The sequence below is a fragment of the Butyrivibrio hungatei genome, from assembly GCF_900101605.1.
In the GTDB taxonomy this organism is placed as follows: domain Bacteria; phylum Bacillota; class Clostridia; order Lachnospirales; family Lachnospiraceae; genus Butyrivibrio; species Butyrivibrio hungatei_B.
The window spans coordinates 62,352-83,969 of record NZ_FMUR01000016.1 but is presented as its reverse complement, the minus strand read 5'-3'; the positions used below and the strand labels follow the sequence as shown (position 1 = coordinate 83,969).

Here is a 21,618-nt window from a genome sequence, read left to right as displayed (position 1 = left end):
TTATTGCGCTATATCATAATAACACACTTTTAGTTATAAACGTACTTTTCCTCGAAAGCCACTCTGCGCATGGGTTTGTCGTAATAATAACCTTGTACGTACTTAACGCCCATCCCTTTTATGGCATCAAGCTGCGCCTGAGTCTCTATTCCTTCAACGCAGATCTCTGCATTGATAGCTTTTCCAAGCTCTGCCATCATGCGGATAAATGCCTGTGAGTAATCATCCTCTGCAAGATCTTTGGCAAAGTTCTGGTCAACCTTTATTATGTCAAAAGGAAGTGCCCTGATACTGCTGAGTGCCGAGTAACCCGTACCGAAATCATCAAGGGCAAGCCTTACTCCGAGCGCCTTGATATCAAGAAGCGTCTGCTTCGTTCTTGCAAGATCGTTTATCGCAAGTCTCTCTGTAAGCTCAAGCACAAGATTTCGTGGATTTATGTGGTTTTCTTCAATATTCTTCCTGATAACATCCACGATGTCATTCTGCATTATCTGAACAACGGATAGATTTACGGAAACCGCATACTCTCCCGTTCCCGACTCATTCCACTGTCTGCAACACTCACAAGCTTTTTTAAGTACGTGATTACCGATAGGTGTGATAAGTCCCAAATACTCCGCAAGCGGAACGAATTCATCGGGGCTCAAGAATCCCAGCTTTGAACTGTTCCATCTTACAAGCGCCTCGGCACCGACATGCTTGTACTGCTTTCTTCCGCTCTTATTGTCTATCGGCTCGCTTATAACAGGCTGGAAATAAACCTCAAATTCACTGCAGCTCTTTGTTATAGCGTCGTACATATTCTTCTCAAGATCGAGCCTGTGTATCGATGAAGAATCAATATTGTCCGAATACTCGGCAATCCTGTTCTTACCTGACTTCTTTGCTTCATACATCGCAACATCAGACTTTCTTATAAGCTCAGAAACATTGTCACCGTGATCGGGATATTTTACAACACCCATACTCATAGTGCAGTAATAATCGCTGTCCTTGAGATACCACGGCGTTGCAAAAGTATTTTTTATCTCCTCTATGATCTTGGGGAGCCTTTCAAAACTTTCAGGAGGAACGATGATAACAAACTCATCTCCGCCCATTCTGTAGCAGGAATTGGTTATTCCCTCAATCCTGCTTATAGCCTTCGAAATATCCCTAAGCAGAACATCACCGTACTGATGTCCCAGACTGTCGTTGATATGCTTAAAGTCATCAAGATCAAGATACATGAGCGCACCGTGAATACGCTTTGTCCTTGCTTCATCAATGTATCTTGCAAGATCCTTCTCACAACACATTCTGTTGTAAAGACCTGTCAGGAAGTCCGTATAAGCCTGCTGTTCGATACGCTTCTGATACAGCTTTTTCTCGGTAATATCGTATATAGCACACAAAGAAACGGGACGTCCGTCCACCCATTTAATTCTGGTGTAGTAAACATCGTACCATTTCTCCCTGTCCTTGTGATGAACCTCGTAGTTTCCGCTTCTGCTCTTCGCAGGGATATTCGATTCAAAAAGATCGACAAGGGTATTCTCGGTAAGTTCTTTATTGAAGTTCTTCTTAAAACTTCTGTTTGCAAACAAAAGAACTCCCGTGCCTATATCCCTTACATATATGGCACTTCCCACGTTATCAAGCACAGCTTCAAGCGAAGCAAAAGAACTTGCGAGTGAATTTTTCTGAAGTCTCTTTGTAATTATTGTCTGTAAAACGCGGATCGCATCGTTGATAAACTTAACGTCGTCTATCGACCATATCCTGTTCTCTCTGTTCTCTGTAAGACAAGCATAGAAAAGAGCCGATCCGTTTATGATAACCGGCATTGCAACAAGTGCTTTAATGCCAAGATTTTCTACCTGTTCACGCTCTCCGGCATTCATTGTCGTATCGCTTGATATAACAACTGCCTTCTCGCTTCCGAGGAACCAGCAAAGTTCTCTGTCGGTAGTCTCGGGAAAAATCTTTTCAACACCCGACGCAGTCCACTGAACCACAATATCCATAAGCGAATTGTGATGAACCTTACAGGTGAATCCGTTACTTATCTGGAGATATGTGCAGAGTTTCTTTAATATCTCGACCATTATCTCTTCAATGGTATCGTCGCTATCAAGGAGCGATACCACCTCAGTCATGGTCTCGGCGCGCCTGAATGAATTCGTCATTTCAAGCTCCTGCTGCCTGCTCTCCTCACTTACAGCCACAGCTTTGGATCTGGAAGCTTCAAGCTTGATAAGAATATCAAGTGTAGTCCTCAATATATCCAGCGTCTTATAAAATTTACTCTCTGAAGTTCTGTATCCGAAAGATTCTATCGGCTCAAGATGAAAATACTCGGAATCGTATTCAAAATCAGTGAACACTCCACAGACTATCCATACGGCCGCTGTCGTATTGCCGCTCTTAACAGCTACCGCAGCGAGACGAAGGTTCGGAATCTCTGTTATCTCAACAGCCTGATCTTCGAGATCCCCTTCGGACACCCTCTTGTGTATACTTTTTATCCTCTGTTCCGTAACATATTTTCTTATAATCTCTATCTCATGAGGATTTCCGGAAAATTTACTGAAAGGGACACCTTCCGGGTCCAGGCAAAGGGCATATATCCCTGCCATCTCGCAGAATTTGTCCTGCCAGGCCTGCATTTCATCGGAATATTTAGGCGTAAAACTACCAAGAGCTCCACTTATAGAAGAAGAGCCCTTATTGGCAGCATTGATCGTGTCCATTTCATTTAACGTCTCTTGCAAAATATCCCCCCTCATCCCTGTTTATCTATAAGAAACACCGAAATTAATCGGTGTTTCCTTAAACGCTCTGCAAGGATGCGTATTAAACGCCATATATCAGCGTTTTTTTAATAAAAACAGGAAATTAGTGGTCATCTACGCTATAGTTAGGTGCCTCTTTTGTGATCTGAATATCATGAGGATGTGACTCACGAAGTGCAGCTGAAGTCATCTTGATAAACTTACCGTTCTCTTTGAGTTCTTCAATAGTTCCGCATCCGCAATATCCCATACCTGAGCGAAGACCACCCATAAGCTGGAATACAGTATCTTCTACTGTTCCCTTGTATGCAACACGTCCTTCAACACCTTCGGGAACAAGCTTCTTGGCATTCTCCTGGAAATAACGATCCTTTGAACCGTTCTCCATAGCAGAGATTGAGCCCATTCCACGATATACCTTATATTTTCTTCCCTGGAAAAGTTCAAAGTCGCCAGGAGCCTCGTCGCAACCTGCGAAGATTGAACCCATCATTACAAGGTTTCCGCCTGCAGCAATAGCCTTTGTGATATCTCCGGAATACTTGATACCACCGTCTGCGATGATCGGAACACCATACTCTTTAGCTACCTCATAGCAGTTCATAACTGCTGTAACCTGAGGAACACCGATACCTGCAACCACACGTGTTGTACAGATAGATCCGGGACCGATACCAACCTTAACAGCATCTGCGCCTGCTTCGATAAGAGCCTTTGTAGCCTCACCTGTTGCACAGTTTCCTGCGATAACCTGAAGATCGGGGAATTTCTCTTTTATCATTCTAAGGCACTTAAGAACGTTCTCGGAATGTCCATGTGCGGAATCAAGTACGATAACGTCAACTTTGGCATCTACAAGAGCAGCAACACGGTCAAGGCAGTTAGCTGAAATACCAACACCTGCACCGCAAAGAAGTCTGCCCTGATCATCCTTTGCAGCAAGAGGATATTTGATAGTCTTCTCAATATCCTTGATTGTAATAAGACCTACAAGATTGTAGTCATCATCTACGATGGGAAGTTTTTCTTTTTTGGACTTTGCAAGGATGCTCTTAGCTTCCTCAAGTGTAATTCCGGCCTTTGCCGTAACAAGATTCTCGCTTGTCATTACGTCCTTGATCTTCTGTGAAAAATCTTTTTCAAACTTAAGGTCACGGTTTGTAATGATTCCGACAAGCTTTCTGCCTTCTGTAATGGGAACACCTGAAATACGGAACTTAGCCATAAGTGCGTCCGCATCTGCAAGTGTATGATCCGGTGAAAGTGAGAAAGGATCAGTGATAACACCGTTCTCAGATCTCTTAACTTTATCTACTTCTTCTGCCTGAGCTTCGATAGACATGTTCTTGTGGATAATACCGATTCCACCCTGTCTAGCCATTGCTATCGCCATTCTGTGCTCTGTAACTGTATCCATTCCCGCACTCATCATAGGAATGTTAAGTCTTATCTTCTTGGTAAGCCATGTACTCACATCAACCTGTCCGGGTATTACCTGTGAATATGCAGGCACCAAAAGCACGTCATCAAATGTTATTCCTTCACCAATAATCTGTCCCATCTTTTAACTCCAATCTAAAAAAATAATTATGATTATGGAGGAAGCCCTCCGTAATATCTATAAAAAAGCTGATAAAATCAGTAATTTCCAAGATCAGTCCGTAAAGACTTTTCTCGGAGCAACGGCCTTTATTGCGGCAACCATCTCGCTGTTTGGCTCAAAAACGATCTTTTCCTTGCCGTCATAATAAAATGTATAAGTAGGATCCGGCTGAGCATTTTTATTTTTTGCCGAAAAATCAAGAGTCTTAAACGTCTGATTCTTGTAATCGGAAAGATGATATGAGCCTGAAGGCGCCATAACAGCAATCTTTTCCACTTCATAAGTTCCTATGTGTTTACGGGAACTCTTATTTAAGATTTTATCAATGGAAATTTCTTTGTCACAATACTGATATTCATACTCTATATCTGCATTCTGCCTTGCAAAATAATATCCTGCCACAGCTGCGATAAAAAGCAACAGGCAAATGATATTCGCATTTAATAATAGAGTTGAAAGTAAGAAAAATATAGCCAATCCAAAGCTCACATACTTAAGAATAACAACTAGCGGAGACGCTTTACTGGCTACCAGACACTCAACATAACTGTTGTCATTACCGATCATGTAAAAATCCAACCTCCTACACACTTACTGCCATTTTATCGACTATCTTATATTATTTCCGCTACTCTTTCAAGTTTTTTTTGACCAATCAGTTGACTTATAGTTAAATAACGTTTATATCATAATAAATGTACAATCTTTATTACATTATATATGTTTTAGGAACAAAAAGACATTATTTTATTACAAAATATAGAGAGGTATGGATATGTCGATTCGTGACGAAGTCAAAGAGCAACAGGACAAAATGAAGGATAAGGATTTTAAGGAAAAATGGGATTATTTCTGGGAATATTACAAGTTCCACGTAATGACGGCCGTTGTCGCCCTGCTCTTTATTATCTCCGGAGTAAAGAGTATGCTTGGCGAAAAGCCCACTTATCTTAATGTGATCCTTGTAAATTCCGCGCCTTCTACATTTGAAAATACGCTGGGTAAAGATTTCCTGGAAGCCACAGGTGTAAATCCTTCGGAAAACGTCTGCTTTATAGATACCACCGCAGTCCTTAACCCCGACAACATCGATGAAGTTGCCATCGCTACAACTCAGAAGATCACGGCAAACATAGCCGCTAAGGAACTTGATGTTCTCGGTGCTGACTACAACAATTTTTTCCAATATGCCGGACAGGATGTATTTGCCGATCTTTCAGCATATTATTCGAAAAAAGATCTTGAAGCAATGGGTGACAGCGTTCTCTACATGGATGCGGGATATATTGAATATATTGCATCCGATGAATATCAGGATTATCTCTCGAACGGAACATACGATGAGAACAACAAATACGCGGTTCTGTGTGCAGAGGCTGCAAAGACGGGAAGTTATACCAACCTTCCGAAAGAAGAAATGAAAAAACCGATCCCCGTAGGAATTATTATCAATAATTCTAAAGCCTACGAAAAGACCGGATTATATTCAGGCAAGACATCGGTTGCAGGAATCATTGCAAATTCCACACGAACCGAAGCTGCCGTTAAGTTTTTAGATTATATCCATCAAAACTGAGTAGTTACGAAGATATCATATATTGAACGGATTGCCTTCTCAAAGTCACGGGCGTCAACACCGATGATGATGTTAAGCTCGGAAGACCCCTGGTCGATCATTCTTACATTTACGCTCGCATGAGCAAGTGCTGAGAATATTCTTCCCGCAGTTCCTCTTGTAGACTTCATTCCGCGTCCAACGACTGCGATGAGGGCAAGGTCCGATTCAATCTCAAGCATATCGGGATGTGCAAGTCTGTGAATCTCTGAAACAACCGACTGTTCCTTCTCGATAAACTCATCTTCCTGAACAAATACCGTCATGGTATCAATTCCCGAAGGTACATGCTCAATGGAGATTTCCTGATCTTCGAAGGCCTGAAGTACCTTTCTTACAAATCCAATCTCTGAGTTCATCTGATCCTTAAGAATATTTACACAGCAAAATCCCTTCTTTCCGGCAATACCGGTAATAACATACTTTGATTTCTTTGCTGTAGACTCAACGATCCATGTTCCCGGATCTTCCGGCTTGTTGGTATTTCTGATATTGATCGGAATACCCTCTTTTCTTACAGGGAAGATCGCATCTTCGTGAAGAACCGATGCTCCCATGTATGCAAGCTCTCTAAGCTCTGTATATGTGATAGTCTCAATGTGCGGTGGCTTGTCGATAATTCTGGGATCTGCAACAAGGAATCCTGAAACGTCAGTCCAGTTCTCGTAAACATCTGCCTTGATGGCTCTTGAAACGATAGAACCTGTTATATCGGAGCCGCCTCTTGAAAATGTCTTGATGCTTCCGTCAGGATATGCACCGTAGAATCCGGGTATAACAGCCTTGGGAGTTTTCTCAAGCTTTTTTGCCATAAGCTTGTTGGTCTTCTCTCCGTCAAACTCTCCGTTCTTGTCAAATACAACAACTGTTGCGGAATCAATGAATTCATAGCCAAGGAAATTCGCCATGATTATTCCGTTAAGATACTCTCCGCGGCTTGCAGCATAGTCATTTCCTGCAAGTGCCTTGAAATTCTTTTCGATTGTCTTGAACTCATCGCTTAAATCGAGCTTAAGGTTAAGTCCCTTGATGATCTCGTCGTATCTTGCCTTGATATCGGCGAGCTGCTTTGAAAAGTCCTTCTTCGCTTCAGCAAGAGCATATGTCTTGTAAAGCATATCTGTAACCTTTGTATCCTTAGAATTTCTTTTTCCGGGAGCAGAAGGAACAACATACACGCGGTCGGGATCTGCCTTAATTATCTCTCCGACCTTCTTGAACTGCTCTGCACTTGCGAGTGAACTTCCACCAAATTTAACTACCTTCTTCATAATGTACAAACCTCTTCTTGTTTTTTTATAGGGAAAAATCATCAATAAAGTCTGATATATCCCTTAACACTGTCAAGTTTCCAAAGTTTCTCTTCGAAATCTTTCTCAGAGATAAGATCTGTGACGAATGCAAACTCGCCTTTTACTTCTTCGCTCTTGATGATCTCTATCTTATTTCCAAACAGCTCTTTTGCCTGATCTTCAAGATTTTCGGTAACTCTTACAAAGAACTTGCGAACAGCGTTGTCCTTTGAAGTAAGCACTGCCTTCTTGGAATTCATGTTTACTTCGATATGTTTTCCCTTGTGCTTAAGAATGTCAACAACGTCTGCAACAACCGCACTTGCAGTAGCACTCTTACCTGCGCCCTTGCCATAGAACATTACGTCTCCGAGCATGTTGCCGTGAACGTCAATCGCGTTGAACACGCCGTTTACGTTTGCAAGAGGATTCTCCATGGGAATCATGAAAGGAGCTACTATTGTAAAGAATCCGCTCTCATTCTTCTTGCACATTCCAAGAAGCTTTATCGCAACGTTGAGGCTCTTTGCATAAGCAAAATCCTCAATGCTTATCTTAGTGATTCCTTCTGTATAAATATCCTCGTAATTTACATGCTCACCGCTCATAAGACTTGAAAGGATAGCAATCTTACGACATGCATCATATCCCTCGATATCGGCTTCGGGATTTCTCTCAGCGTATCCCTTATCCTGCGCCTGCTTAAGAACTGTAGCAAATCCGATGCCCTCTTTGTCCATCTTGGTAAGGATATAGTTTGTTGTTCCGTTGAGAATACCTGTTATCGCATCGATCTTCTCATGCTTAAGTGAATCGTTAATGCTGCGAAGAACCGGAATACCGCCGCCTACACTTGCTTCAAAAAGATAGCTCACACCGTTCTTCTTAGCAATCTCAACAAGCTCAGGCCCGTGCGCAGCCACAAGTTCCTTGTTTGATGTGCATACACTCTTTCCGCTCTCAAGTGCTTTCTTCTCAAATGTGAAAGCAGGCTCAAGTCCGCCCATTGTCTCACAGATAACATCCACCTCGGGATCGTTAAGTATAATATCGAAATCATGTACAACCTGATTTTCATGCTTATCGCCGGGGAAATCTCTGAGGTCAAGTATGTACTTTACTTCTACTGCCTCTCCTGCGCTCTTTGCAACCTCTGCTGCGTTCGTATCAAGAACTTCAACAACCCCGCTTCCAACTGTTCCATATCCCAAAACCGCTACTTTTGCCATTTCATCCTCCAATGCATTTTTTACTGATTATTTAATAGGTTGCACTTCTTCCTGTTATGTGCACCTTATGTATTCCTTCTTTGCCTTCCATAATGGAGATCATCTCCATTATATCCTTAGTCGCTTCCAATACCTGAATCGTGATTGATATCGATGCCACGCCGTTAAGCGGGATTGACTGATGAATCGTCAGGATGTTTGCACCAAAATCCGCGATCAGATTAAGCACATATGATAAAAGACCTACCTCATCATTCATCTGGAATGTCAGGGTAAATGTTGTTCCCTGAAGAGAATCATGAAATTCATATATGTCTTCCTTATATTTATAAAAAGAACTGCGACTGATACCAAGCATCGCAGAAGCTTCATTTACTGTCTTAACCTTGCCGGATTCCAAAAGTTTCTTGGCTTCCACAACCTTAAGCAGCACTTCCGGAACCGCCTGTTTCCTGATAACGTAGTACCCTGTGTCCTGCTGCATCTCTAACCTCCGCATTTATAATACCTTGTTTTTCTACTACGGACATTTGTGTGCGACGTAAAGAGTTTAGCATGCTAAAGTTTTAAAGGCAAGGCCTATTTTTGCCAAAAAAACTCTTTTCACCCCAATTCTCTTTGGTAATCATGCCAATTACGCCTATTATATAAAAAACGAAAAAACTGTGAACACCGCTTCAAACGACCTAAATAAGCCTGAGTTATGCTATACTTTTTCATTGGTCAACGAGTTTTTGTGTTTTAGGTTTTAGGTGTTAGATGAAACAGAGATTTTTAAGAAATTGGTATTTTCTATTAGTTATAGGTATATTGCTTCTTCAGCTCATTGTTTTTCTTATTGCGGGTGAAGCCCACACATTCATTGGTGTTCACGATAATCTTGACATTCACATAACCGATTACAAATTACTGAAGGATAATAATGCATTCTTTTCGCAGGGAAAGACTATCCCGCTTCTTGGCGGTATTGACAGAAATTTCCTGTTATCCGAATTCTACGCTTATTCCTGGCTGTATATGATTCTTCCGAATTTTGCGGCATATATCGTGGGATATTTTCTCAAGATATTGATCGCACTCTTTTCGGGAATACTCCTTGGCAAAGACATTTTGAAAGACAAGTATGAGAAATACAAATGGGCCGTGGTCCTCTTTAGTTTTATCTACGGTCTTCTTCCGCTTTATCCGGCATTTTCGTTTTCTTTTGCTTCGCTCCCTCTTCTGATATTCATAATAAGAAGACTTAAAAGCACCGGTAAAAAAATCTATTACCTACTTGCGTTCCTATATCCGACGCTTTCGTACTTTACGTTCTTCGGACCTTTTATTCTGGGTTATATCTTTATTTACTTCATTTATCTTTGGGTAAAAGAAAAAAAGATAAACTTTAGGATTTTTGTTGCGATGATCCTTATGTCCGCAAGCTATATCCTCATTGAATACAGGCTTTTTGCCCTTATATTCGGCTCCGGACAGGCAACAATCAGAGACACGATGGTAATCGACGATCTGTCTGCATCTGAGATCTTACACAGTATCTTTAATGTTTTTGTAAATAACATTTTCCACTGCGAAGATCTGCACAGAGTTGTTGTTTTACCTTTGTTTATCATATCTTTTGCAGCTATCAATTTGGGACACATAAAAAGAAAAGAATACAGGCAGCTCTGCATCGATCCGTTTAATCTCGTATTTCTTTTTATAGTCGGAAACTGCATTGTTTACGGTCTTTACAACAATCATGCTGTCAGAACTTTATTCGAAAAGCTCGTCCCTCCTTTAAAGGGATGGCAGTTTAACAGAACAATATTTTTTAACCCGCTTCTGTGGTACGTTGAAGCACTTATCGCGATGATACGTCTTTCAGACCACATTGCTTCCCAAGAAAGTAACAAGAACCGTTTAAGCGCAATATTACCGTTTGTCCCAAAGGCACTTACAATTATCGTCCTTCTCTCTGTGATCGGAACGCAGTCCTTATATAACGACTTTTTCAACACCTGTTACGTAAACACCTGGGAAGCATTTAATGGGCAGAAGTCGGAAACCCTGTCCTATGGCGATTTCTTTTCAACAGATCTGTTCGAAAAGATAAAAAAAGACATTGATTATAAAGGCGAATACAGTGTGGCTTACGGCTTCCATCCCGCCGTTCTTTCTTACAACGAGATTGCAACTTTGGACGGGTGCCTTAGCTACTACTATCAGTCGTATAAGGATTCATTCAGAAATGTAATTGCGCCTTCGCTCTCCGAATCGGAAGAAGCCCGCAACTACTACGATGATTGGGGCGCACGTGCCTATATCTTTTCAGGCAGCGACTACGGCATCTGGAATCCCGCAAGAACAGTTAATGTTGACGACAAGCGTCTTCTTATTGATAAATCAGCATTTGAGCAATTAAACGGAAAATATGTATTCTCACGAATAGAGATTTCAAACGAAGATGAGATCGGCTTTAAGCTCATCGGTGAATACTCGGATGCAAACTCACCATACACCATATGGGTATATTCTTTATAAAAGGTTTGGAGATGTAAAATGAAAAAGTATATTAAAATTGCCCGTCCCGATCATTGGATAAAAAACTTCTTTATCATGCCCGGAGTTGCCATCGCATTCCTGCTTACGGAGCATTCTCTTAAAGATATAAATATCTTCAAGCTGATATGTGCTTTCTTTGCGACCTGCATGATTGCAAGCGCAAACTATGTAATAAATGAATGGCTCGATGCTCCGTTTGATAAATTCCATCCGACCAAGAAAAACAGACCTGTTGTAACCGAGAATATGAAATTCTCCGTAGTTATCGCGGAATATATCGCTCTTATCGCTGTCGGTGTTATTCTTTCTCTGCTTGTCGATAAGCTGTTTCTGATAACATCGCTTGTCCTTTTGTTCATGGGCTTTTTGTACAACGTTAAACCTTTTAGGACAAAAGATATTCCATATTTTGATGTGCTCTCTGAATCTGTAAACAATATGCTTCGCCTTATGATGGGATGGTTTGTCGTGACAGATTCTTCGCTTCCTCCTTCAAGCATCCTCATTGGCTACTGGATGGCAGGAGCATTTCTCATGGCAACAAAGCGCTTTGCAGAGTACAGAATGATTGGCAATCCTGAGGTAGCCGGTCTTTACAGACGTTCATTCAAATTATATACAGAGAAAACTCTCCTTGCATCAGCGCTCTTCTACTCGCTTATATCCACATTTTGCCTGGGAGTTTTCCTTATCAAGTACCGTATTGAATATCTCTTATGTATGCCGCTTGTATTCCTGCTCTTTTCCTACTACGTGGCGATGTCATTCGATCCCGACTCCGCTGTGCAGCGTCCCGAAAAGCTTTTCAAGGAAAAAAAGCTTATGCTGTTGGTATTTGTAATAATCATTGCATTTATGATACTGACATCCGTAGACCTTAATTTTCTCCACAGACTTACATCCAACTCCCTTGTATGGGTCCGCTTGGATTGACATACTTGCGCGGAATATAAAAAGCAAAACACCATCCGGATTCACAAAAGCCCCGGATGGTGTTTTATTATTTATTTTCATTCATGTATGTTGTTGCTCTGTTCTGAATAGTATCTGCCACCTCTTCCGCGGTCTTCTGTCCGCCAAAAAAAGCCGGTACCTCTTCCATGATAATTCTATTGATCTCAGTGTAAAAGCCGAAATTATCATCATGATTTTTTATTGAAAGAATATAATTACTCAGTTCCTGTACCTCAGCTTCAGTCAAAGGAGTTGCCTTTATTCTGTCATATCCCAAACTAAAATAATCGTCTTCTCCTCTTTCCTGTGTCGCTGCTTTTTTTGCAGCTTCAAATGATGCTTTATCCGAAGGAAAAGAACTGTAAATATTTGAAGGATCGTAATTTTCAAACATACTCTTTATAAATTGAACTGCAGCATCTTTATATTTGGTCTTACTATTTATGCCAACTTCAGCAAGAGGGCATATTTTAGCAGAATTCTCGCTGTTGCTGTTAATACATCCCACAAGCGAAATATCATCTTGAAATACTCCATATTTAAGCATTGCATAATCTCTGAAATTTGATAAAGGACTATACCTGAAGATTGCTTTATCCTCCAAATATCCCCTATCTTCATCAAACATTCCATAGTCGTACTCAGATTGTTCCGGGAACTTATCGGCAAAAGTAAGTAGTTCTATAAAATCAGAGTCTGTAAAACTGCACTTTCCGTTCTCCGGATCCAAATACTTATCGAAATCCCCCCCGCAATAAATAATACCTTCCTTATAGCTGTCACTGCCAAATGCAGCTTTATAGCCAACACCCGTCTTATCTATGATTTCTTCACAATCACTTATCGAAAGACTTGTTCTGCCTTCCGCAAATCGTTTTCTCATTGCCAATGTATTAACAGTAAATCTGGAAAATACAGTGTAAATCTTATCTTTTGTATGCATCATCTCAAAAACATTCGGTAAAAATTCTATATTTTCAAGAGTTCCTCCCTTATCAAAAAGAGGCCCCAAATCCATCAAGACTCCCTTATCTATATAACCGGATATATCCGAACTATCCGCGCTTACCGCCAAAATATCGGGGGCCTTTCCCGATAAAATATCAAGGTTAAACTTTTCTACGCTCCGGTCTGCTTCATCGTCAGAAAGACAATCCTCTGCATAATCTATAACCTGTATTCTATACTCATCATTCGTTTTGTTGAATTTATGTACTTCATTTATAATATCACTATTTATATAAGCTCCTCCGAGAGTAACCGTTGTCTTTTCTTTTATATCTTCAGGATTAACTTTGGTAAGCTTGGATAAATATACTCCACCGTTGTCTTTACAAAAAGTCGCCCAAAACTCGCCTTCATTTACTGCTATAAATCGATTAATACCTTCCTCAAAACCAATATCAGAATCCCGAAGATTTGCAATCTCAGTAATCTTATCTTCCTTACTGTCATATCCATAGATATAGTTACCAAGTGCTGCATACAGACCATAACCTTCTCCTCTTGAAAAAGATAACCCTTTGTCAGCATTAGTTTCACCAAAACATTTGCTTGGTTCTCCTATTTTTCCATTCGCAAGATCAACTTTCCATAACCGGCTATCGTCAAGATTATAGCTATGTATATACAGCTGTTCATCGCTTCCTTTAATAAGTCTGCCTCCATTTTTAAAAGAATGCAGTAATTTGGGGTCGATGATGCAAGTTAATCCGTCCTGTTCGCTATATTTTTCAACTCCTCTTGAAGAACTTATAATAAGCCCGTTATCCTTAGTCCATGCAACACCTTCTATTGAAAACATACTATTCGCAGGAGCGTCTGACAATAAATCTTCCCTTCCCGCTTCTTTTCCGGTATTGTCAAATTTAACAAGATAATAGCCTGTTTTCTGATCGCTTTCATCACTCTCATAATCAGAATATTGCATGTACAGATTTTCGGATTCATCCATTTCAAAAAAGGCATGTTTATCATTTGTAGAAACCGGAATTTCATATGACTTATCGACTGTTCCATCGGTATTTGCCGACACAAACTTATACTTTCCGGCTTGATCTAAATAGACACACTTTATCTTGCCTCCTACATAATCAAGATAAACATCTTCTGAACCTTCTTCAATAACCCCTTTAATTTCCTCCTCTTTAAAAAAATGATCTTTATCAATTTCTTTAATCTGATTTACGGATTTCACATCCGCACTGCTCTCTTTCTTACCGCATCCCGTAACACTTGATACCAGAACCGCCATTGTAAGAACACTTACTGTAACCTTCTTTAAAAATATACTTTTTCCCATACGTTTTTTCATATTTCTATTCAGTGCTCGTGTCTTTAACACTTTTACTTTTCCCGATAATAAGTTATCAAAACTCACTCCTTTCAAAAATTTCACCTGCAAGTGTATTTTCAGTATTAGTTATCTCTGTGAAATCTTCAAGTTCCACTTCGAGCAATCGTGTTTCCATTGTGGTAACATGCCCATTTCATCAGTGTTTTAAGTTATTTTGCGCATCTCTGCGGAGCCTTTTTTATATCATAGAAAAAACTTCCTAATAGAAAAGGCCATGGTATAAAGAGAATACCATGACCTTTCATAACGCTTATTTAATATAAACTCCTGCTCTTGAGTTGTCTTTTATTTTATATCTTCAGGATTAACTTTGGTTAGCTTGGATAAATATATTTCACCGTTGTCTTTATAAATAGTCGCCCAAAATTCGCCTTCATTTATTGCTGTAAATCGACCAATACCTTCGCCAAAACCAATATCAGAATCCCGAAGATTTGCAATTTCAGTAATCGCATCTTCCTTGCTGTCATATCCATAGATGTAGTCGCCAAATGCTGCATACAGATCATTCCCTTCTCCTCTTGAAAAAAATAAAAGTTTGCCTGCAGTATTTTCACGAAAGCATTTGCTTGGCTCCCCTATTTTTCCATTCGCAAGATCAACTTTCCACAGTCGGTCCTTGTCATTGTTATTTCCTTTTATGTACAGCCGATCATCGCTACCTTTAATAAGTTCTCCTCCGTGACTGAAAGAATACAGAAATTTTGGTTCTATGATACAAGTAAATCCGTCCTGTTCACTATATTTTTCAATTCCTCTTGACGAACTTACAATAAGCCCGTTATCCTTAGTCCATACAACACCTTCTACCGAAAACAAACTCTTCTCGGGAGTGTCTGACAATAAATTTTCCCTTCCGACTTCTTTTCCGGTATTGTCAAATTTAACAAGATAATAGCCTGTTTTCCGACTGCTTTCCTCACTCTCAAAATCAGAATATTGCATGTACAGATTTTCGGATTCATCCATTTCAAAAAAGGCATGTTTATCATTTGTAGAAACCGGAATTTCATATGACTTATCGATTGTTCCATCGGTATTTGCAGATACAAACTTATACTTTCCGGCTTGATCCAAATAAACACACTTTATCTTGCCTCCTACATAATCAAGATAGACATCTTCCGAACCTTCTTCAATAACTCCTTTAATTTCCTCCTCCTTAAAAAAATGATCTTTGTCTTTAATCTGACTAATGGATTTTGCATCCACACCGATTTCTTTCTTGCCGCATCCTGTAACAATTGATAACAGAACCGCCATTGCAAGAATACTTACTGTAACCTTTTTAATACTTATACTTTTAATCATACGAAAATTTCATATTTCTATTCAGTGACCATTTTATTTATTTCACCCTCTGAGTTGATAACAGATTCCAGCTTTTTTCTCTTTTTCCACAGTGCCACAGTCTGAAAAACTATCAATCCGTAAACAGCTACATCAATAAGCAGCATCAGTATATTATTCATCGTAAAACCAGTCCTAAGACCAAAATCAATATTGCTGACGACACGATCCTCAATGTAGTAACTATTTGTTTCTTCTATAGCATATTTAATCCAGTATAATGTATAGCTCAGATTCAATATCACTTCCAGTAACGAAACAAACACGATCATTGTAGGAACAATTTTTTTATTACTTCCCCTAATAAATAGGAAATATGTCAAAACTGCCCCACTGATTGTCGGAATAAGAAAGATGAAAAAATCAGCGATAATATAACGCATTTCAGCAACAGCATACCCTGTTAAGATGCCCTCTATTATCCACGTAGCCAGCACCTGCGCAAAATTTATAAGACTTGTCAACGCAAGGTACAGAACTATTATTCCTCCCGTCATCTTGGGAGAAAGTTTTCCTTTTATTGCTTTATCAAGGCCAAAAGCAAAAACAACTATCTGCATAACAACTTTGATCATCGGTATTATCTGCTTTGTTCCAAAATTCATCATTGCAACACTGACATATCCGATCAGCTCTGCTTCTGCTCCTACAGGTCCCCCAAAACCGACTGCTTTGGTGTAAATCAAAAAATAATTGGAAATGTGACTGACAATTGCTATCAAGCAAGAGAATATAACAAATGCATACAGCGCAATTATTATATTATGTGCTGTTTTGTTTTCAACTACAGGGTTTCTTTCAACTTCAACAGAAATATCTTTACCAGATAATAGGTTGTCCAGGCTCACACCAAGAATTTCAGCTATTTTCTTTGTTGTAAGAAGATCGGGGAATCTTTCACCGCACTCCCATCTTGATACAGTCGGTCTTGTTACAAATAATTTTTCCGCAAGAGTCTGCTGTGTCATACCTTTCTCTTCACGTGCTTTTCTAAGCTGCTCGCCAAATTCAACCATATATATCTGCCAAACTCCTTTCAAAAATTCACCTGCAAGCGTATTTTCAGTATCAGTTATCTCTATGAAATCTTCAAGTTCCACTTCGAAAAATCGTGTTTCCATTGTGGTACCATGCCCATTTCATCAGTAGTTTAGGGCATTTGGGAATAAATTGCAAAAAAGCTCCCCAAACAACATTCAGATGGATGTGGAAAGTTTTTTCAAATTGTTTTTTGCGCATGCGAAAGGCCATGGTATGGGGAATACCATGGCCTTCCATAACGCTTATAAAAGGAAAGAGTATCTTCACCTCGCGGACAAGCAAGATGAAGAGTAGTAAATAACTAAGTCAGATTATCCCTTTACACCACCGAGCGTAACACCGCCGACAATGTGTCTGGATAATAAAAGATAAACAACTATAACAGGGAAGATAGAGAATGAAATCATTACATATACCTGTCCCATGTCAAACTTAAGCCAGTCTGCACTTCTGAGCTGAGCTATAAGTATAGGAAGTGTCTTCTTTGTGTCTGTGTGAAGCACAAGTGCAGGAGTAAAGTAGTTATTCCAGCTTGTTACGAAACTGAAGATTGCCTGAACAGCAACAGCAGGTTTCATAAGCGGTACTACAATCTTGTTGAATGTGCCCCACTCTGTAGATCCGTCGATTCTGGCAGCTTCCACAAGTGAAAGAGGAAGTGTAGAATCCATGTACTGCTTCATAAAGAAAAATACAGCAGGTGAAGCAATAGCAGGAACAATAAGTGGTGTAAACTTATCATCCAATCCCATCTTTCCGATAAGCTGCAAGAAACCAAGCGCAGTTACCTGAGTAGGGATCATCATAACCATCAAAATAAATGTAAAAATGAACTTCTTAAGCTTAAAGTCATAAGCGTGTATTGCATACGCTGTCATCGTTGAAAAATATGTAGCAAACACCGCTGTTAGTGTAGCAACAATAAGCGAATTAATCAAGCCATTAAATATCGGCAAAGTTCCATGAACCAGATTATCCCAGTTTGTTACGAGAAATGTACTCGGATATGGTCTGAATCCTTTTGTAAGTTCTGCATTTGATCTGGTTGAATTTATAAACAAAACATAGAACCAGAAAAGGCAGATAAATGTTATCAATATAAGTACAATATACGCTATCACGCGTCTGGCGTGAACCGATGCTCCGGTATCACTCTGTCCGGCCATCGCAATTCTCTTTTCTTCCATTGTTAAGCCTCCAAATCAATCCTTATCTTCGCTTGCCGTAAACTTGAAGACGATCAAGCTAAGTATACCGGTAATAATAAACATGAATACCGAAAGAGCTCCACCAAGACCAAAGTTCTTACTGAAAAGATGCTTGTTAAGATACATGATCAAGGTCATTGAAGATCTCATAGGATCACCGGTACCGTTTGTCAGGATCTGAGGTACGTCAAACATCTGGAGTCCACCGATCAATGATGTAATCATAACATAAATAAGAATCGGTTTTAACAAAGGCAATGTAATTTTATAAAAAATTTGAGTGGCTGTAGCACCGTCAACCTGTGCTGCTTCGAAAAGTGAAGGGTCAATCCCCATCATTCCCGCCATCAAAAGAATTGTCGTATTTCCAAACCACATAAGGCAGTTCATAAAAGCAACCAAGCCACGAACCGACCATACATGTGACATAAACTGATAAGGTTCTTTTAAAAATCCAATTTGTACCAAGATTGAATTGATAGGGCCTGAATTTGAGAACAATGTGAAAAACAACATCGCAAATGCAGAAGCCATTATCAAATTGGGAAGGTAAATAACTGTCTTAAAAAAGCCTTGTGCCTTCAAACGCAGTGACGGATCTGTAAACCATGCTCCCAATAAAAGTGAGAGAAGGATCTGAGGGACAAATCCCAAAATCCACATTATCAAAGTATTCTTTAAATATGTAGGAAGATCTCCGTTTGTAATTATTGTTGCAAAATTTTGTAATCCGACAAAATTCGGACCAATCTGTTTTAATCCCGAGCGATAATTCTCAAAGAATGAATTATAAATTGTTGAAAAAAGCGGTATCATCTGAAATACCAGATAAATTACCACGAACGGAATAAGGAAAATGTAGCCCCATTTATTATAACTGACTACTTTACTCTTCTTTTTCATACCCGTTACCCTTCTGAATAAATATTTGTGGAACGCATTGTGAACAATGCGTTCCACAATGATAAATCTAAAACTACCTATTACTTACTGATTACTCAGTCTTTAATTCAGGATACTTCTCAACGATAGCTGAATTGAACATTTCAAGAGCCTGGTCGAGAGTAGCGTTGCCATCGAAGTAGTTCTTCATAGCTTTCTGGAACTCTTCGTTACAACCCTGATCATATTCGCACTGGTTAGAAAGATCGCACTTCTCAGCACCGTTGCAGAACATTGCAAGAGGGTTCTGTCCACCAAGAGGAGCAAATGCATACTCGTCCTTAGTTGCTGCTTCTTCCATAGCAGGCTTGTTGTTTACGAAATCACTGTCCTTAGCAACGATATCAAGCATGATATCCTTGTTTGTTGTGAGCTGCTTCATGATATCTGCAACAAGTGAAGCATTGTCTGTTCCCTGAGCTGCGCAGATCCATGTTCCGCCCCAGAAGAATCCCTGAGGGCCCTCTGTTGCACCCCAACCACCGTCGTGAGCGATTGAGCCTTCTGTATCAGCAGCCATTGAGAAGTTGATCATCCAAGCGGGTCCAAAGTAGCAGAATGTCTTTCCGTCAGGATAGAATCCCTTGCTCCAGTCATCGCTCCAAAGATCTGATGTAGAACCAACCTCTTTAGCGTCAACCATCTTCTTTGTCATCTCAACCCATTTCATGATGCTGGGATCAACTTTAACTACACCATCCTGTACCCACTTAGAAGAAACGTTGTTAGAGAATACACGATAAGCATCGTTAGTTGTTGATGTCATGCTGTAGCCCTTAGCCTTCATCTGCTCAGCTGTCTTAAGGAATGTATCCCAATCAGCTACAGACTTCTGAACTTCAGCAGGATCGTCTGATCCAAGAACTTCTTTAGCAGCCGCACGGTTGTAAATAAGAACACCGGGGCAGCCCTGCCATGAAAGACCCTTGAGCTTTCCGTTAGAATCTGTCATAACATCCTGTGTATATTTGTACTGGTTAGCAATGTCAGCGTCTGCGATACCAAGATCTGCAACAGGCATTGAAACGTCAGCATCTACATATTTAAGTGCGTAGTCAGCCTCTACAAGGAAAATATCAATCTTATCATCAGCAGCTGCATCAGCCTGCTTAAGAAGTGCCTCATCGAGGTTGTTCTGATAAGCATTGTTCTCGTTAGGTGTGATGTTCCACTTTACAGTAACATCACCGATTTTTCCTGAAGTAGCATCTGTCTCTGTATATCCAGGATAGTGATCTGCAACTCTGCTCTTGAACTCTTCGTTCCAGCAGTAAATATTGAGGACTTTACCCTCATCTCCAGCAGCTGCAGGTGCATCTGCTGCAGTTGCATCTGCTGCGTTTCCATCAGCTGATGCTCCGGTTGAAGCAGCAGTGTTTGCATTTCCGCCGCAAGCAGTGAGCATTCCTGCTACCATAGTCATAGAAAGAAGTAACCCAAGTACTCTTTTCTTCATAACCGTACCTCCCATTCTTTTGCGTTAAATAATTGTTGTGTGTATTTAAAATGGCTAAGCCATCTCAAATCTTATTGAATCTTTTTAACGGATTCCCCTTTTTCCAATGTACCTTCAACTACAATCTGCTCAACCAGTGTCCCCTTAGGATTATTTATAAGATCGATCAATTTGGTTGCCGCTATTCCACCGATTTTCTCAGAATTCTGCACCACTGTGGTAAGTCTCGGAGAAAGACGCTTTGCAAGTTCAAGTCCATCATATCCTGCAATTGATATATCTTCCGGTATTCTAAGATTTCTCTGTCTTATAGCATTTATTCCACCAAGTGCCGCAAAATCATCGGGATAAAGAATGCATGTAGGCGGTTCCGGAAGATCCAAAAGTTTGTTAGTTGCCTCATATGCGGCATCAGTATCTCTATAAGGAGATACAACTACATATTCATCCGGAATCTCTACTCCCAATTCCTGAAGTGTCTTATAAAAACTTGTAAGTCTGTTCTGTGTAACGGATGAACCGGCACCGTGAACATATGCCACTTTCCTGTGTCCCTGCCCGTAAACATAATTTACAAGCTCTCTCATCCCTTTTACATTGTCAGACACGACTGAAGTCCTGTTAAAAAAGATATGGTCGATCGTGACCACCGGTATATTGCTCTTAATAAGCTCCTCAACTTCCGGATCGGAGAAATCAACACATGCTATAACCACTCCGTCAAAGCCCCTGTATATCGCATGTGACAGATAGGACATATTATTGATCTTCGCCTTGCCTCCATTGATGAAGGTTATATCAAAACCGTTCTCCTCCGCAGTCTTCTTAAAACTGTTAAGCACATGATTGAAATAATCATGTGTGAGACCGCTGTTGGCTTCATCTACAAACAAGACACCGATATTGTTGGTCCTGTTCGTCTTAAGAGCCTGCGCAGCCGCATTCGGATGATATCCGAGCTTATCAGCAACTGCCCGTATATGTTCCTTAGTTTCCTGCCCTATGTCGCTATGATCGTTTAGTGCCTTAGACACTGTAGCTATGGACACTCCACAAGCAACGGCAATATCCTTTAATGAAACATTACGCTTAGCCATAACAATAAATACCTTTGAACTTAATCGTTTTCGCACGATAAATATACATCATAATGACTTTGGAAGCAATAAAAAAATCACTTTTTTTGTGCAAATTATATATCTTTGTTTGTTTTTTACAAAATCCACTCTCTTTTTTCATATATAATTCTGA

16 protein-coding genes are annotated in these 21,618 nt (G+C 40.1%); 3 read left to right on the top strand and 13 right to left on the bottom strand.

Going from position 1 to position 21,618, the window contains the following annotated elements:
- Window positions 1-29: 29 nt before the first annotated feature.
- The 3 genes from BLP87_RS12670 to BLP87_RS12660 form a co-directional block, all read right to left on the bottom strand.
- Entirely contained in the window at window positions 30-2,756 is a 2,727-nt protein-coding gene (locus BLP87_RS12670; protein WP_176756650.1) for a putative bifunctional diguanylate cyclase/phosphodiesterase, read from the bottom strand.
- A 124-nt stretch (window positions 2,757-2,880) separates the two neighbouring features.
- Window positions 2,881-4,338, bottom strand: a complete 1,458-nt coding sequence (guaB, locus tag BLP87_RS12665) for an IMP dehydrogenase (protein WP_074462984.1) — start codon at window positions 4,336-4,338, stop codon at window positions 2,881-2,883.
- Window positions 4,339-4,431: 93 nt separating this feature from the next.
- Window positions 4,432-4,947, bottom strand: coding sequence for a DUF6106 family protein (locus BLP87_RS12660; protein ID WP_083334608.1), 516 nt, complete (start codon window positions 4,945-4,947; stop codon window positions 4,432-4,434).
- A 208-nt stretch (window positions 4,948-5,155) separates the two neighbouring features.
- On the opposite strand from BLP87_RS12660, the gene BLP87_RS12655 reads away from it, so the two are divergent.
- Window positions 5,156-5,956, top strand: a complete 801-nt coding sequence (locus BLP87_RS12655; RefSeq protein WP_074462982.1) for a hypothetical protein — start codon at window positions 5,156-5,158, stop codon at window positions 5,954-5,956.
- On the opposite strand, the gene BLP87_RS12650 is transcribed toward BLP87_RS12655, so the two are convergent.
- Genes BLP87_RS12650 through BLP87_RS12640 form a run of 3 tightly spaced genes read right to left on the bottom strand, consistent with a single transcriptional unit; the run spans window position 5,947 to window position 9,000 of the window.
- Window positions 5,947-7,266: an aspartate kinase gene (locus BLP87_RS12650; protein ID WP_074462981.1), complete on the bottom strand. Its 1,320-nt coding sequence runs from the start codon at window positions 7,264-7,266 to the stop codon at window positions 5,947-5,949. The genes BLP87_RS12655 and BLP87_RS12650 overlap by 10 nt on opposite strands.
- A gap of 41 nt (window positions 7,267-7,307) precedes the next feature.
- Entirely contained in the window at window positions 7,308-8,516 is a 1,209-nt protein-coding gene (locus BLP87_RS12645) for a homoserine dehydrogenase (RefSeq protein ID WP_074462980.1), read from the bottom strand.
- A gap of 31 nt (window positions 8,517-8,547) precedes the next feature.
- On the bottom strand, window positions 8,548-9,000 hold the full coding sequence (locus tag BLP87_RS12640; protein ID WP_026514634.1) for an ACT domain-containing protein: 453 nt from the start codon (window positions 8,998-9,000) through the stop codon (window positions 8,548-8,550).
- A gap of 275 nt (window positions 9,001-9,275) precedes the next feature.
- Between BLP87_RS12640 and BLP87_RS12635 the strand changes: the two genes are divergently transcribed.
- Both BLP87_RS12635 and BLP87_RS12630 read left to right on the top strand, forming a co-directional pair.
- Complete coding sequence (locus tag BLP87_RS12635; protein ID WP_074462979.1) at window positions 9,276-11,039, top strand: DUF6044 family protein; 1,764 nt, start codon at window positions 9,276-9,278, stop codon at window positions 11,037-11,039.
- Between the two features lie 18 nt (window positions 11,040-11,057).
- Window positions 11,058-11,993: a UbiA prenyltransferase family protein gene (locus BLP87_RS12630; protein ID WP_051594255.1), complete on the top strand. Its 936-nt coding sequence runs from the start codon at window positions 11,058-11,060 to the stop codon at window positions 11,991-11,993.
- 67 nt (window positions 11,994-12,060) lie between these two features.
- On the opposite strand, the gene BLP87_RS12625 is transcribed toward BLP87_RS12630, so the two are convergent.
- The 7 genes from BLP87_RS12625 to BLP87_RS12595 form a co-directional block, all read right to left on the bottom strand.
- A complete protein-coding gene (locus BLP87_RS12625) occupies window positions 12,061-14,316 on the bottom strand; it encodes an extracellular solute-binding protein (protein ID WP_026656797.1) in 2,256 nt (751 codons plus the stop codon).
- Between the two features lie 339 nt (window positions 14,317-14,655).
- Window positions 14,656-15,681, bottom strand: coding sequence for a hypothetical protein (locus tag BLP87_RS12620; RefSeq protein ID WP_026656795.1), 1,026 nt, complete (start codon window positions 15,679-15,681; stop codon window positions 14,656-14,658).
- Between the two features lie 17 nt (window positions 15,682-15,698).
- Entirely contained in the window at window positions 15,699-16,841 is a 1,143-nt protein-coding gene (locus tag BLP87_RS12615; RefSeq protein ID WP_051625242.1) for a helix-turn-helix domain-containing protein, read from the bottom strand.
- 231 nt (window positions 16,842-17,072) lie between these two features.
- Window positions 17,073-17,927: a carbohydrate ABC transporter permease gene (locus BLP87_RS12610; protein WP_143002143.1), complete on the bottom strand. Its 855-nt coding sequence runs from the start codon at window positions 17,925-17,927 to the stop codon at window positions 17,073-17,075.
- A 36-nt stretch (window positions 17,928-17,963) separates the two neighbouring features.
- Window positions 17,964-18,872 (bottom strand): carbohydrate ABC transporter permease, encoded by a 909-nt coding sequence (locus BLP87_RS12605; protein ID WP_074462977.1) that lies wholly within the window; start codon window positions 18,870-18,872, stop codon window positions 17,964-17,966.
- A gap of 91 nt (window positions 18,873-18,963) precedes the next feature.
- Window positions 18,964-20,367 carry a type 2 periplasmic-binding domain-containing protein gene (locus tag BLP87_RS12600; RefSeq protein ID WP_074462976.1) on the bottom strand — a complete coding sequence of 468 codons (1,404 nt, stop codon included), beginning with the start codon at window positions 20,365-20,367 and terminating at the stop codon, window positions 18,964-18,966.
- A 71-nt stretch (window positions 20,368-20,438) separates the two neighbouring features.
- The gene (locus tag BLP87_RS12595; protein ID WP_026656791.1) at window positions 20,439-21,464 is read right to left on the bottom strand and encodes a LacI family DNA-binding transcriptional regulator; all 1,026 of its coding nucleotides are present in this window, start codon (window positions 21,462-21,464) and stop codon (window positions 20,439-20,441) included.
- Between the last annotated feature and the right edge of the window lie 154 nt (window positions 21,465-21,618).

Coding starts and splice junctions, on each gene's coding strand:
- guaB (WP_074462984.1), bottom strand. CDS start 4,338: ATGGGACAGATTATTGGTGAAGGAATAACATTTGATGACGTGCTTTTG.
- BLP87_RS12660 (WP_083334608.1), bottom strand. CDS start 4,947: ATGATCGGTAATGACAACAGTTATGTTGAGTGTCTGGTAGCCAGTAAA.
- BLP87_RS12655 (WP_074462982.1), top strand. CDS start 5,156: ATGTCGATTCGTGACGAAGTCAAAGAGCAACAGGACAAAATGAAGGAT.
- BLP87_RS12650 (WP_074462981.1), bottom strand. CDS start 7,266: ATGAAGAAGGTAGTTAAATTTGGTGGAAGTTCACTCGCAAGTGCAGAG.
- BLP87_RS12645 (WP_074462980.1), bottom strand. CDS start 8,516: ATGGCAAAAGTAGCGGTTTTGGGATATGGAACAGTTGGAAGCGGGGTT.
- BLP87_RS12640 (WP_026514634.1), bottom strand. CDS start 9,000: ATGCAGCAGGACACAGGGTACTACGTTATCAGGAAACAGGCGGTTCCG.
- BLP87_RS12635 (WP_074462979.1), top strand. CDS start 9,276: ATGAAACAGAGATTTTTAAGAAATTGGTATTTTCTATTAGTTATAGGT.
- BLP87_RS12630 (WP_051594255.1), top strand. CDS start 11,058: ATGAAAAAGTATATTAAAATTGCCCGTCCCGATCATTGGATAAAAAAC.
- BLP87_RS12625 (WP_026656797.1), bottom strand. CDS start 14,316: ATGGGAAAAAGTATATTTTTAAAGAAGGTTACAGTAAGTGTTCTTACA.
- BLP87_RS12620 (WP_026656795.1), bottom strand. CDS start 15,681: ATGATTAAAAGTATAAGTATTAAAAAGGTTACAGTAAGTATTCTTGCA.
- BLP87_RS12615 (WP_051625242.1), bottom strand. CDS start 16,841: ATGGAAACACGATTTTTCGAAGTGGAACTTGAAGATTTCATAGAGATA.
- BLP87_RS12610 (WP_143002143.1), bottom strand. CDS start 17,927: ATGGCCGGACAGAGTGATACCGGAGCATCGGTTCACGCCAGACGCGTG.
- BLP87_RS12605 (WP_074462977.1), bottom strand. CDS start 18,872: ATGAAAAAGAAGAGTAAAGTAGTCAGTTATAATAAATGGGGCTACATT.
- BLP87_RS12600 (WP_074462976.1), bottom strand. CDS start 20,367: ATGAAGAAAAGAGTACTTGGGTTACTTCTTTCTATGACTATGGTAGCA.
- BLP87_RS12595 (WP_026656791.1), bottom strand. CDS start 21,464: ATGGCTAAGCGTAATGTTTCATTAAAGGATATTGCCGTTGCTTGTGGA.